At 41.7% G+C, this 12452-nt stretch carries 17 protein-coding genes; 16 read left to right on the top strand and 1 reads right to left on the bottom strand.

From position 1 onward, the window contains the following. The first annotated feature begins 74 nt into the window (after positions 1-74). The 15 genes from ACJJIZ_RS08810 (at position 75) to ACJJIZ_RS08740 (ending at position 9840) form a co-directional block, all read left to right on the top strand. Positions 75-389: a hypothetical protein gene (locus ACJJIZ_RS08810; protein WP_444915884.1), complete on the top strand. Its 315-nt coding sequence runs from the start codon at positions 75-77 to the stop codon at positions 387-389. Between the two features lie 388 nt (positions 390-777). Then, the gene (locus tag ACJJIZ_RS08805; protein WP_444915883.1) at positions 778-1218 is read left to right on the top strand and encodes a hypothetical protein; all 441 of its coding nucleotides are present in this window, start codon (positions 778-780) and stop codon (positions 1216-1218) included. Between the two features lie 151 nt (positions 1219-1369). Next, entirely contained in the window at positions 1370-1741 is a 372-nt protein-coding gene (locus tag ACJJIZ_RS08800; protein ID WP_444915882.1) for a VOC family protein, read from the top strand. A 99-nt stretch (positions 1742-1840) separates the two neighbouring features. Further along, positions 1841-2254 carry a hypothetical protein gene (locus tag ACJJIZ_RS08795; RefSeq protein ID WP_444915881.1) on the top strand — a complete coding sequence of 138 codons (414 nt, stop codon included), beginning with the start codon at positions 1841-1843 and terminating at the stop codon, positions 2252-2254. Between the two features lie 117 nt (positions 2255-2371). Next, positions 2372-2803 carry an MAPEG family protein gene (locus tag ACJJIZ_RS08790; RefSeq protein ID WP_444915880.1) on the top strand — a complete coding sequence of 144 codons (432 nt, stop codon included), beginning with the start codon at positions 2372-2374 and terminating at the stop codon, positions 2801-2803. Between the two features lie 88 nt (positions 2804-2891). Then, positions 2892-3272: a hypothetical protein gene (locus tag ACJJIZ_RS08785; RefSeq protein WP_444915879.1), complete on the top strand. Its 381-nt coding sequence runs from the start codon at positions 2892-2894 to the stop codon at positions 3270-3272. Between the two features lie 93 nt (positions 3273-3365). Continuing rightward, the gene (locus ACJJIZ_RS08780) at positions 3366-3701 is read left to right on the top strand and encodes a hypothetical protein (RefSeq protein WP_444915878.1); all 336 of its coding nucleotides are present in this window, start codon (positions 3366-3368) and stop codon (positions 3699-3701) included. 123 nt (positions 3702-3824) lie between these two features. Next, positions 3825-4151 (top strand): hypothetical protein, encoded by a 327-nt coding sequence (locus ACJJIZ_RS08775; protein ID WP_444915877.1) that lies wholly within the window; start codon positions 3825-3827, stop codon positions 4149-4151. Positions 4152-4278: 127 nt separating this feature from the next. Continuing rightward, a complete protein-coding gene (locus tag ACJJIZ_RS08770) occupies positions 4279-4524 on the top strand; it encodes a VF530 family protein (RefSeq protein WP_444915876.1) in 246 nt (81 codons plus the stop codon). A 540-nt stretch (positions 4525-5064) separates the two neighbouring features. Next, positions 5065-5529 carry a hypothetical protein gene (locus ACJJIZ_RS08765; protein WP_282931757.1) on the top strand — a complete coding sequence of 155 codons (465 nt, stop codon included), beginning with the start codon at positions 5065-5067 and terminating at the stop codon, positions 5527-5529. Beyond that, positions 5526-5831 (top strand): hypothetical protein, encoded by a 306-nt coding sequence (locus ACJJIZ_RS08760; RefSeq protein WP_282931756.1) that lies wholly within the window; start codon positions 5526-5528, stop codon positions 5829-5831. Before ACJJIZ_RS08765 ends, ACJJIZ_RS08760 begins: the two co-directional genes overlap by 4 nt. Positions 5832-6470: 639 nt before the next feature. Next, a complete protein-coding gene (locus tag ACJJIZ_RS08755; protein WP_444915875.1) occupies positions 6471-6644 on the top strand; it encodes a hypothetical protein in 174 nt (57 codons plus the stop codon). Continuing rightward, complete coding sequence (locus ACJJIZ_RS08750; RefSeq protein ID WP_444915874.1) at positions 6641-7411, top strand: alpha/beta hydrolase; 771 nt, start codon at positions 6641-6643, stop codon at positions 7409-7411. Before ACJJIZ_RS08755 ends, ACJJIZ_RS08750 begins: the two co-directional genes overlap by 4 nt. A 1100-nt stretch (positions 7412-8511) precedes the next feature. Then, positions 8512-9345 (top strand): signal peptidase I, encoded by an 834-nt coding sequence (lepB, locus tag ACJJIZ_RS08745; RefSeq protein ID WP_444915873.1) that lies wholly within the window; start codon positions 8512-8514, stop codon positions 9343-9345. Positions 9346-9420: 75 nt separating this feature from the next. Next, positions 9421-9840 carry a hypothetical protein gene (locus ACJJIZ_RS08740; protein ID WP_444915872.1) on the top strand — a complete coding sequence of 140 codons (420 nt, stop codon included), beginning with the start codon at positions 9421-9423 and terminating at the stop codon, positions 9838-9840. 979 nt (positions 9841-10819) lie between these two features. Here ACJJIZ_RS08740 and csrA read toward each other — a convergent pair. After that, entirely contained in the window at positions 10820-11008 is a 189-nt protein-coding gene (gene csrA, locus ACJJIZ_RS08735; RefSeq protein ID WP_444915871.1) for a carbon storage regulator CsrA, read from the bottom strand. A gap of 992 nt (positions 11009-12000) precedes the next feature. Here csrA and ACJJIZ_RS08730 point away from each other — a divergent pair. After that, positions 12001-12384 carry a VOC family protein gene (locus tag ACJJIZ_RS08730; protein WP_444915870.1) on the top strand — a complete coding sequence of 128 codons (384 nt, stop codon included), beginning with the start codon at positions 12001-12003 and terminating at the stop codon, positions 12382-12384. Positions 12385-12452 lie beyond the last annotated feature (68 nt).

The following is a 12452-nucleotide window of genomic DNA, read 5'->3' as shown; positions in this document are numbered from 1 at the left end:
CTGGGACCTCAATTCCGGAGCTTCACTCCTACACTGAGGCCCAAACCTCAGCAATATGCATAGAGGCAATATTAGTGCTATCAGAAATAGAACAAATTGTATTAGGTGGTGATGTAGCTCATGATCTTTTGTCGTTAGAAAAAAACAGCAAAACCTGGATTATCACTATTTCTCCTGCATATAATCATAAAGAAAGAAAATCCTTTAAATTTGCTAATGTTCAAGAACGATATGAGCAGGATTTAACTAATGAAGAAGACTTGCTTGAATATCCATTACCTATTATTGGCTTTGATTCTAAAAGGCTGCCGAGAGGTAATTGGAGTTTTTGCCTAAATGCAGCAGATATTGAATGGGGATTTTTTTCTGATTGGCCGGAAAATGTATAGCAAAGCACTCTTGTTCGCCACTACCGTGGCTGGGACCGCTGATACGCGTCCGCTTCACAGCAGCCACGAAGCTTGGCGTTGTAAGCCATGATAAGAAAGTGCCCACAATGTGGAAAGCAAGTGGTAAAAGTCAGAATGCTGCCTTTTTCAAACCGCATGCACTGTGAAAAGTGCTTCTTTCAGTACGAGTATACTTCGTTGTCAAAGTGGGTACTCGCACTTATAGGCGCCATTATTCCAGTGCTGGCTATTATATTGGGTTTGGCCAGTAAGAGTTGGGTTGTGTTCGGTATAGTACTTATCTTAGTCCCGTTTCTGAGCGAGTTACTGTTTGCAAAGTACTGTACTTTAAAGCCTGTAGGTGTACGAGCGTTAAGGGCAAAGTTACGTGGTAAAAGATGATAACAAGTTTCTCAATTTCGTTGCGACCGCGAAAAGCGCGGCCTCCACAAGACAGCCTTCGCGTTACTCCGGCTGTTCACTAGCAAAGCATTGGACTTATTTGATGATTCGCAATATATTTAGAGTAATGTTAATGGCTATCCTCTTAGCAGAGATTCCCACTGCTACAGCTACTTCGATCGGTATTTGCACGCCTCATGTGGAGTATTTAGGAGAGCGAGATATTGAAGGCAGCTTTGTAATGGTTCTCACTATTGCGAAGAATGGCACATTGATTGATGCTAAACCAGAGGACATTAATCCTGAAGAATTACGCGCTTATGCAGAATGCTTGGCAAAGCATTCAAATTTTTACCTATCTACATGGCTGCCAAATCCAAGTGAAGGGCTGCATAGAATTCCAATTTTATTTAAAGTAGAGGCGTAACTTTTTCTGATCCGTTTAGAGTGCATCAGCCTAGCAAGCACAAGCAGTTATGTGCGGGTCGATGCGCTTCCATTTTTGCACAAACATATTCAGCAATGGTCGTCCCTGTTGTAGCCGTCATTTATCACAAATCAATAAAAGAGGATATATTTTGATAAAGCTCTCTATAAGTATTGATGTTTCCAATATTAAACAAGCTGAGTATTTTTATATTAAAGCTCTTGGTTGTAAAAAGCTAAGGGATCAAGGTGGAATGTCAGTAATTTCAGTAGAGAACTGTGATATTTATCTACAAGAGAAAGAAGCTCGATCAGTAGCAGCCCCCACCGAGACAGTTGAGCGAAATTATTCTCGTCATTGGACCCCCGTTCATATTGACTTTCTAGCTGAAAACGTAGATGAAATAGTTAAGCGAATTGTTAAACTAGGCGGAAAGCATGAAGGCGGAGAAAGAGGTGACTGGGGTACTATTGCATATTGCTCAGATCCTTTTGGTAATGGGTTTTGTGTAATTAATGAGTAAAACACATACAAAGCACATTAAAAGTCGCTCCACCACGTTTCGCCTGATGTCGTTGACGCTCTGCCTTTTATATGGTTGCTAGCCTCCTGTAGGAGTTTTATGAAAAATATAGATTTAAAAGGAATTTTCGTCGGTGGATTTCTTGGGCTACTCGGTGTTTTCGTTATCATCGTAATCTCGACATTTATTAAAATTATGCTGTTTGGCTATCAACCATACAATGCTCCATACACTACCGAAGAGCTTGTCATTTTGGTTTTTACATGTACCTTTAGCTATATCTGGTCAGGCTTTATAATCTCCAAAATATCCCGAAAAGGCAAATTACTTAATCCGATTATCGTCTCTTCAATAATATTGGTATTAGCTTTCTTTCCCGCTCGTGAAGTACCGTTTTGGTATATTTTACTATCTGGTTTTCTAGCACCACCACTTTTCTACTATGGTGCTAATTACCACCTTAAAAGGCTAACCAGGCGCTCAAGCAAGGAAGCCGTAAGCGGCGCTGCTTAGCTTGGCATTGGGCCTGCAGCCTTACACGGGACGATCAACGCTCCAGCTGCTCCTGTTGTGGTCATTATGCTATGTTCAGCTCTCTAACATCAGTAAATAATAAAAAGGAATCAACGAATGATTGAAAGTGCCCAAATAATTCAGCCTGTAATTGCCTTGATAGCTTGGTCTATGGTTATGTGGCTGTGGATGTATGCAACACGATTACCTGCTGTAAAGAAAGCTAAATTAAAGCTTGATCCGAATGCACCTCGCGGAGAGCAAATGTCAACCCTGCCTCCCCATGTTCGTTGGAAAGCTGATAATTATAATCATCTCATGGAGCAACCAACTATTTTCTATGCTTTGGCAATATCACTTGCAGTCCTTGGCGCAGGAGATGGCATAAATTTTATTCTGGCATGGACATATGTCGGTATTCGAGTAATTCATAGCATTGTGCAAGTAACTTTTAACAAAATTGAAATCAGGTTTTTAATATTTGCTCTATCAAACATTCCATTATTGGCCTTAACAGTGAGCGCTGTGCAAACCACATTCATACAATAAAACCAGTGGGCGTAACAAAACTTCGGCGTTCGGCAGCAAGCTGCCCGGGACGCCTACGGCGCCCCACAACTTCGTGTTAGCACCGCATATGAAAGCACATATACCTTATGAAGAAAGATCCGGAAGAAAGCCGGATTTTGTAGTCAAGTACAAGATAGACCTATCTGAAGAGAATAAAAATGCCAAGCCGGGACAAGGAATGAGAATCGATTTTCTTTATGACGGGGATGATCCGCAAGTTGAAGGTATACACATGATCTGGCCAGAGATTCTTGATGAAGATAGCAGAGTCATAAGAGATACTACTCCGGGTAATATTCCTAATGAAGGCTTTTCCAATATGTGGATATTAAGTGAAGAGCGTAGTGAGTATCACCATAACAGGCTTAAGGTTGGCACAAAAGGTACTTGGTGGCGCGGTGGTCGCATTGCTAATGTCACGGTAGTTCAGATCAATGCTGTTAAGTAGTACTTACAAATTGTGGCACAATCGCCCACAAAGGATGCGGGCTGGACTCGCTACACCTCGTTCCACTCGCCTGTGTATAAGGCGTTAAAAGTTATGAAAATAATCGCAGCATTAATTTTGACTGCTCTATCTTCTAGTGCCTTATCATATCAGGCAGTTTCAATAGCAGTCAGATCTCTATTAGAATCAGGGAATACAGATAGCTTCGTTCACGTCGGAAACAGCACACAGTCAGAATTCAATAAGCGGCGAAGTATTGCTTCGTCATGCACCCTCAACATTCTAGAAGGCGATGCCAAACAACCAATAGGTGATGGTAGCGCTAGCAATCATGCTCTTATTATCTGCCCTGGCTTTAGAGCTCTCGGCATTCGTTTAAAACCTGAAGAGTCCGGCAAATACCATATATTGGGTTACTGGTCCCAGTAAGCTTTTAACAAGTTGCTGAATCCCACCACCTATACTCCGTTCGCTTTGTGCTGTACGCTACGCTAGCACAAAGCAGCTCCATCCTGCGGCACCTGTACAAGGTGTTATGCGTAAGGAAGAAACGTGGATGTAACTACACTGAGAGAAAAGCAGGAAGAGTTTTTTCGGTCAGGCAAAATCAACAAGGCTGAATACAATGAGCTTTCATCGATTCACCAGAGGATATCTGAAATATCATCGAAGGCTGAAATGAGCCCAGAGGAAGCTGAAAAGATAGGTGAACTATTGCAATCTGGCTCAAATATTCTATTAAAAGATGCTATCGAAACAGATACCACCTTTACTCAAAATTTAATAAAACGAAGTAATCAAAGATTCAAACAATGTATCACTATATTACTTATATCCACATTTATTAGCATATCAATTATAATTATTAAAGGGCTTTAAACACATAATAAGTTTAGGGAAAGGACTTGCAAGCCTGTCACCTAATTTTATTTGTGATTAGGTGCCAACTTCATCAGCCCATGTTCACGGCATTATGCGCCATCAAACATAGAGTATTAATTGAAAAATGAGTAAAGATCAACCAAATAATCCGCTACACGGTATTACTCTTGAGAAAGTTGTTACACGTTTGCAGGAACATTATGGCTGGGATGGTTTGGCAGATAGGATCAATATCAATTGCTTTAAGAGCGACCCATCAATTAAGTCTTCGCTCAAGTTTTTACGCAAAACCCAGTGGGCGCGAGATAAAGCCGAGGATCTGTACATCTCAACTTTTGAAAATAACTCTCCGTGGGCTAATCGTAAATAAGCACTATTTGGTAACCACATAGATGTCGCTGTGATTAGGCAGGGACAGGTACATAAATCGGGTAGCCGGTAGTTTTAGCTACCGGCCCCCACACCACATATCGTGCCAGTTCGCAATGGTCACTAGCGGGTTGGGCCTATTTATTAATCAGTGTCCACGCTGACAGCCTCATAGCAGCAGGCTAAACTGATCTCTCCAGATAAGAACGTAAACTTCACTACACAACTGCATTATTTACCCTACCCGTTAGATCACGCGGCTTCGGTGTCCTTGGCCGCCTCCCCTCCAGGCTAAGCCTTATATGATGTTTCTGTTTGTCAGCTCGTAGTTTTGCTAGCGGCTCCCTCCCCACAAGACCTCACGGTGTTGCAGTTGCCATTCGCTAGTAGTTAGCATTTAATGAAACCCATATAATGGTGACCCTCATACAGGGAGGCTATTACCCGATTAGTCCACACCTATGCTGAGCGTACCAAACACAGGTACGATCGCACACTGCGTGTGCTGGTAACGTTAAGATTTTAGACATGGAATGTGAATATGGAACAGTTTCGGATAATTCAAGATATTCGAGAGTACATTAAAAGTTATGATGCTTTTTTTGCACGACCAACACAAAGAGGTGAGCATCCGACTCTGTATATGGATGATAAACAAGGTAAAACATACAACAATATTCGAGAGAAAGATTACCTTTTTTCACAGTGTAAGCAATGGGTTATACCGCATTCTCAAATGGGGCTATCGTTTTCGGCTCATTGGCAGCACTTAAAGGATCAGTACAAACTAAAAAAGAAACATGCCAAAGGTAGCCCAGTCGATGTATTTTGGGTAATAGAAAAATGTGATTTACCAGAAGGACTTGAATTTATCGCTGACGAGAGGGATAAACAGCATTATTTCTTGACGGTCACTCGAAAAATGACCACAGCCCAATTACATCAAAAGCTCATTTGGCTTGCTGACAGAATGTCGGTTATTAGGGAGGCACAAGACGCTCTATGATCAAATATAGGTTCGAAGAAGAAAAAGATATTATTCTTCACTACGCAAACGTCCTCGACGATCAAAAAACAAGCCTTATAATTTCTAAAGGTATGGTTTCTGATAGAGACGAGGCGTTTCATTTAGCAAAATTCTTCTGGTCTATGGTTGACTTATCTGTAGAGGATATAGAGGAAGAAAGATTAGTTTGTGGCCACAAAGATCTTGAGGCTTGGAACGAATACATAATGAACTCCCTACGTTCATATCTACGCTCAAGTGGCTATGCAGATGAATGGGAAAGAGCTACGGACCAATCTTAAATCGGATAACCGGTAGCTTTTTGCTACCGGTTCCCACACCACCCATCATGCGGGTCCGCAATGAGTGGTTCCCTATCCGTAATGAATCTCTATCCAACGATAGTGTCGAGCAGCTCTTCATTTGAGCTAAGTATCATGGCAGCTCCCTACCTCAACTTTATCCGACTTGAAGGCTAGCCCACTCTTTCAACTCGTAGAGTTTGGGTTCAGGCCTTAACTCTGTCCAAGGTATTAATCTTGGCACTTAGCTACTATGCCGTCAGCTAACTTCTATTTAATCATCGTGGTCAATGCTGATTGAGGAGCTGCTGTGTTTCACTGCTTTTTGTTCTATACCCTCGATGGTGGCTAGCGGGTTGGGTCTACTTTTGAACCAGCGGCCACACTGACAGCTTCACAGCAGCAGGCTTAACAGACCTCTCCAGGTAAGAACGTGAACTTCACTAAACAACTGCATCATTTACTCTACACATTAGATCACAATGCTTCGGTGTCCTTGGCCACCTCCCCTCCAGACTAAGCCTTATAGGATACTTATATTCTTCAGCCCGTAGTCTTGCTAGCGGCTTTCTCCCGACAAAACCTCACGGTGTTGCAGTTGCCATTCGCTAGTAGTTAGCATTTAATGGAGCCCATTAAATGGTGATCTTCGTATTAGGGGCTTTCACCCCATTTGTTCACGCCCATCCTGGGCGGGCGTACCAAGTCAAGGCTGTCGGACGCTTCGCGCTGCACCTTGAGGCGTTAACTGCTTTATTAGCAATTTTACTTGCAAGTGGAAAATCAAGAATACAAAAAGAGGGATTTCATTGAAAACTATATTCTCATTAGTAATATTCTTAATATTTGCGACATTTGAAACTGTTGCTGAAGAAGTTGATACAAAAAAAGATTATCACACCTTTGTTTTGGTACATGGTGCTACAGGCGGTGGATGGGACTGGAAAGAGGTTGGTAAACATCTTAGCGCTAAAGGTCATACCGTCTACAGGCCAACACTGACGGGGTTAGGTGAGAGGCATCATCTTTCCTCTCCTGATATTAACTTAACTACACATATCAACGATATCGTTAACCTGATTATTTTTGAAAAATTGAAAAATGTGGTACTTGTAGGCCATAGCTATGGTGGCATGGTAATCACCGGAGTTATCGATCGTATTCCAGAGCGAATTCATCATGTTACATTTTTAGACGCGAAAGTACCTGAGGATGGCATGTCAATGATGGAGGGGCAGCCAATACCTGCGGAACATAAAGTGGTAAATGGTCAAGTTCACTTCTCATGGATTGATATTAATTCCGAATTTCCACGAGATGTTACGCAGCCATTAAAAACACTTACGGAACCTGTATCGTATAAGAATCCTCTGGCCAAAAAACTCAATGTCACTTATGTAGCTTTTATTCCTGAGGGGGTGTCGAAAGCCGATAGAGCTAAAGATCCCTCTTGGCATCGGGCAGTAGAGCGGAAATGGACAATTCGTACATTTAATGGTGATCATGTGATTTATCGGGCCAAGCCCAAAGAATTTTCAGAGATGCTTGAAGAAACCGTAAACGATACAAATAATATTTAAATATTTTGTGGCATGCAGTTAAATCGGGTAGCCGGTAGTTTCTAGCTATCTGCCCCACGCTACCCATCGTGCCGGTCCGCAATGGCCGGTTCCCTATCCGCTGAATCTCTACCCAACGATAGCGTCGAGCAGATACTCATCTAAGTTGAGTGCCATAACAGTGCCCATCCTCAACTTTATCTGACTGGAAACATATCGGTAGGCAAATCCGGTCTTTTAATTCGTGGAGTTTAGGTTCAGGCCTTCACTCTGTTCAAGGTGTAAATCTTGGCACTTGGCTACTATGCCGTTAGCTGACTTCTATTTAATCACTCTATTCATTTCTGACCGAGACGCTGCCGTGTTCCACCACCTTTTTTTAACCCCGCAATGGCGGCTAGCGGGTTGGGCCTACTTATGAGTCAGCGGCCACACTGACAGTTTCACAGCAGCAAGCTAAACAGATTTCCCCAGATAAGAACGTAAACTTTATATACTCAACTGTATCATTGACTTTGCCCGCTAGATCATCCGGCTTCGGTGTCTTTTATCCCCCCAACCTACAGGCTCAGCCTTTTAGGATGTTTCCGTTCGTCAGCTCGTAGATTTGCTGGCAACTTCCTCCCACAAAACCTCACGTCCTGCAGTTGCCATTCGCTAATAGTTAGCATTTAATGGAACCCATTAAACGGTGATCCTTATACAGGAGGTTTCCACCTCATTAGTTCACGCTCATGCTGGGCGTACCAAGTAAAGGCACCCGAGATCAAAAACGCCACTTAACTTTGGTTTTGACGCAGGGCTCTAGACGTTCCCTATAACCCGAGGCAACATGAGTAAAAGAGACAGCCGCATCTGTGTTTCGATATATATCGTTCTAGGCACTGTTAGTATTCATTTACTAGGCGAAATATATGCTGCAAAAATGATGGAAGAACTGGCTAGGAATCCGTCTCCAGATTTGGTCAGTGGATCGGTGGCACATATATGAGCCACTAGATTCGCTATTTGAATCATTCGCAGCTGATGGCGATATCCGTCGCATCAGCTGTTAACAAGCTAAGACATGGGAACAAAAACCACCGCTGGTGGCATTAGACCTACGGAACTAAGGAGAAAGTTTGAATATCAATTGGAAACCGAAGGCATGGATTGCAGTACTGTTAGGTGTAGTCCTACAAGCGTTCACATTTCTATACTTAAATAGGCCAAAACTGTTTTGGCTCTATGTCCTTCTTTCTTGTATTGTTTCTATACTTGATTGGAAGTATCAAACTCTATTTGCGGCCATTTTTTCATTAATCTGCCCAATACATGCGTATTTTGTTGTAAAGAAATTTGAGAGTTCTAGTGAGCGGGGTTGGTACTCCAAGTGGTGGGGCATCCCTACCATCTATATTACGTTTTTTACAACAGTCTTTCTATTTAGGTCTTTCCTATACGAGCCTTTTCTTTTTCCTTCCGCATCAATGCAACCAACAATAGATAACGGAAACTACATCATTGTTCAGAAGTTAGGCTATCGCACATATGGAACGTATGGTGCTTCTTTAACCAGCGGGAATATAACTTCAAGAGATCTAATGCAGAGAGGGAAATTATATGCATTCTATCCACCTCATAAGGACACTCCTTTTATCAAGAGATTGATCGCTTTACCTGGTGATAGGATTGCTATCAAAGGCAATGACATTACTATTAATGGCTCTTTATTAATCACAAATCTTCTATACGAAACAGATCATCTAGCAGTCTATGAGCAGCAATTGAATGGTATCACGTATTTGATTCAACGAATGAAAATGCGTCCAGCTAGTGATATGGAGGAAATTGTAGTACCTGAGGAAAGCTATTTCTTTATGGGTGACAACCGAGACAACTCAGCAGATAGCAGGTTTTGGGGCTATGTTACCGGCGATCGCATAATTGGAGAGGTCGTGCATATCTTCAAGTAAAGGCCTAATAAAACAATCAAGCGCGACGGCTTAGAGTCGTCGGTTATTTTAGCGTTGTGTATACAGGATAAATCCGTGTCAACCTTTCTAAAAATAATATTTTTTGGTGCAACAATACAACTAAATCAAAATCCAATTACAGTTAATGACAATCCAGTAGTACTTATCCCAGCCCAAAATTTAAATGTGGTTACTATGGGGGCAAATCTAAAAATTGATACATCTAGTGAGATCAATGCTTCTGCTATCCTTGAGGCACGTGAAATAGCTGATAGAAAGTACCCTGAAGGATGTGTTACCGCAGAATTAATAGCCTTAGATGATAAGGCTTATCTTTTTCAGAATACTGGCATGATATGGTCTAATAACAGAATTATGATTACTCTAAGCGCTAAGGACAAGATTAATACTAAACTTGAATTTAAAAAGGTAAAACTAAAATCATGTAATGTTATTAGAAATACAACTATCAAATGGTCAAATTACAAACACTAATCGAGATACTTAAGGAGCCTCTGAATAACTCCGTGATGCCTCTGGCATGCAGAGCGGTTCACAATCAAGGCGCGGCTTCGCAGGAATGTCTAGACCTTTCAAGAAGTCACAACGCGGAGTGTGAATCGCTCTGCAAGCCCCGAAGGGCGGGCCTTGAAGGCCGCATCTGCTGCGTTGCAGCTCTTGCAAAGGGCTACGGCCATTCGCGGCGAGCTGCGCCTAACATCTGCAGACTTCAAGACCCGCAGAGGTATTACGGAGTTATTCAGAGGCTCCTTAACAAGTTTGTCTTGTTCGATTTAACCATGAAAAGTATAGCTCAACAAGACGCGCTAACGTGCAGATAAAATCAAAGCGTATGTTTACCTAGGCACTCAAATGAAATGGGTTAAGCGAAGTATATTCATAATCATCGTATCTATAGTCGGGTATCTATTTTTCCTGCACGCTGGGATGGCAAGTGATGGTGATGAATATTTGAAATGGTACTATAAAATCGAATTTGCCATAGCGATTGTGTGTTGGTGGCCAGTATCAATATATCTTGGCATTCAAGAGCTATTGGATATAGGCAACACTATTCTAGGTTTTGAAGTATGGGTAATCCAGGCTCTAGGTTATCTAATAGTCTTCAGTCTTTATGAAAGAGCTAAAAAACATAACTCGGGTGTCCGGTAGTTTCTAGCTACCATCCCCCACACCACCTATCGTGCGGGTCAGACATGGGCAGCTCCCTCTCAATAATGAATCTCTACTCAACAATACTGTCGAGCAGCTCTTAATTTGAGTTGGAACGATCTTGGGCGCCCATAAATTGGACATCTATGACATGACATATTGGTAGGTGAATTCAACATTTACTCATTGATTACATCCAGCAAGTAGGGGGTCGCTAGCAAAGGCACCCAATATCAAAACCGCTACCTCACCATGGTTTTGACACGGATGCTTTGGGACATCCGTAGCAACAGCGGGGCTATCAACGATCTCCTCTTCCAAGTGCCCGCTCCTTTTGTACACGTATATATATTTCTTCACGGTGAACAGGCAGGGATTTGGGAGCAAGTATGCCTATCTTCACTTGATTACCTTTAACTTCCAGTACGGTAATTGAGACATTTGCTCCAATCCTTAAGTTTTGACCCGTCCGGCGCTTTAAGATCAACATTTTGTTTCCTCTAAGACTCAAACCATTTGTAGACCACCCCTAATGGAAGGCTTTGTAAGTAACTTTTTGAGGAAATATGAGGGGGTGCACGAGAACGGTAGGCATAGAAGAAGAAAAGGCGGGCACTACGCTCCCAGAGCTTGGAGAACCTCTCCAAACTGCTCAATATACTCCAGTTTATTGAAGACGAGCGTGTTTCTAGCGTATGATCCATATAGCCATTTTGATAGTGTGTGTATCAATTTGGTTAGCTGGCCCCTGGTGTTGCACCACCTCGGGTCAGCGCCTTTTACTTGCTTTTACGTCACAATACCGCCCTCCTTTGAGGGGCTGATTTTTAGGAAGTTATTGACTTGGTTAAACTTCTTTGGTAGTTGGCATTTTAAAAGGCGGACCAAAATACCAATAAGTATCCATTGATTTTACGCAGCTTTGACACTAAAACAAACTTAATAAAATCCAATAAGATTATTTTTGTGCCTATATTTTTTAACTTTATGCTTTGAATAATCTGAGTTATTCACAAAACAAACCATTTATCCTGGTGCTTTTATTAAGCTCACTCGAAAGAACTCAGGAGAATAGATCTTCAATACTGCTACTTACCACAAGCCCCCTTCTGCTTACAGCCAAAATTGCTTAGATATTTTTAATATATTGCAGAGTATTTTAGGTAACCATCCTATTAGGAATAGTAATGGCATTATTTTATAACCCTTTAGAGATTGGACTTTTTGATGCGACAACCCCTAAGAATTCACTTCACTCATAGAGTGAAACTATAAATTCTAAATGTTCGTAGTGTATATCAGAAAGTGAAGCCCAATCGTAATATACGTGTATCGAACCTGCTAATCATGCCTAAATTGCCAACATGACCTCCGTACACTATCAATTTTACGTAGATGCCAATACGCTATCCCATTTAAGTATGGTTATAGAGACGCCATACCTAAGACTTACCCAAGCTTACGAACAACAAGGTGAAACTTATGCTAAATCCATTCCATCTCTCTTTCGTGGTTCCCGATAAAGAGGAAGCGAAGCGCTTTTATTTGGACATTTTGGGTTGCGCTATAGGTCGTGACAACCCAACCTGGTTCGACATTTTATTTTATGGCCATCAAATTACTATTCATCAAGCTTCCGACAAAATACCGTCCTACAAAATTGACCATTTTGGGCCAATTCTAAGTAAAGAGGAGTGGCTGTCCGTATTAGAAGTTTGTAAATCAAATGATGTAGAGTTTGTAGCAAATAGCCTTATAAAAAACGAAGGCGGTGAGGATGAGTCAGGTAAGTTTCTTATAAAAGATCCCAGTGGTAATACACTTGAATTCAAGTATTATATGGAATTTGAACATACAGTTGGGTAACGATGTGCAAATCAAGTAGTCTTTATGTGCATATCTTTTGATCAGAAAACAGACGAACTGAGGGTTCC

The organism is Microbulbifer maximicatervae (SeqCode) (assembly GCF_052467225.1).
Note: the sequence above shows the minus strand (reverse complement) of the source record. Positions and strands in the feature narration are given on the sequence as shown.

Coding starts and splice junctions, on each gene's coding strand:
- ACJJIZ_RS08795 (WP_444915881.1), top strand. CDS start 1,841: ATGAAAAATATAGATTTAAAAGGAATTTTCGTCGGTGGATTTCTTGGG.
- ACJJIZ_RS08730 (WP_444915870.1), top strand. CDS start 12,001: ATGCTAAATCCATTCCATCTCTCTTTCGTGGTTCCCGATAAAGAGGAA.
- ACJJIZ_RS08760 (WP_282931756.1), top strand. CDS start 5,526: ATGATCAAATATAGGTTCGAAGAAGAAAAAGATATTATTCTTCACTAC.
- ACJJIZ_RS08765 (WP_282931757.1), top strand. CDS start 5,065: ATGGAACAGTTTCGGATAATTCAAGATATTCGAGAGTACATTAAAAGT.
- csrA (WP_444915871.1), bottom strand. CDS start 11,008: ATGTTGATCTTAAAGCGCCGGACGGGTCAAAACTTAAGGATTGGAGCA.
- ACJJIZ_RS08790 (WP_444915880.1), top strand. CDS start 2,372: ATGATTGAAAGTGCCCAAATAATTCAGCCTGTAATTGCCTTGATAGCT.
- ACJJIZ_RS08785 (WP_444915879.1), top strand. CDS start 2,892: ATGAAAGCACATATACCTTATGAAGAAAGATCCGGAAGAAAGCCGGAT.
- ACJJIZ_RS08755 (WP_444915875.1), top strand. CDS start 6,471: ATGGTGATCTTCGTATTAGGGGCTTTCACCCCATTTGTTCACGCCCAT.
- ACJJIZ_RS08770 (WP_444915876.1), top strand. CDS start 4,279: ATGAGTAAAGATCAACCAAATAATCCGCTACACGGTATTACTCTTGAG.
- ACJJIZ_RS08780 (WP_444915878.1), top strand. CDS start 3,366: ATGAAAATAATCGCAGCATTAATTTTGACTGCTCTATCTTCTAGTGCC.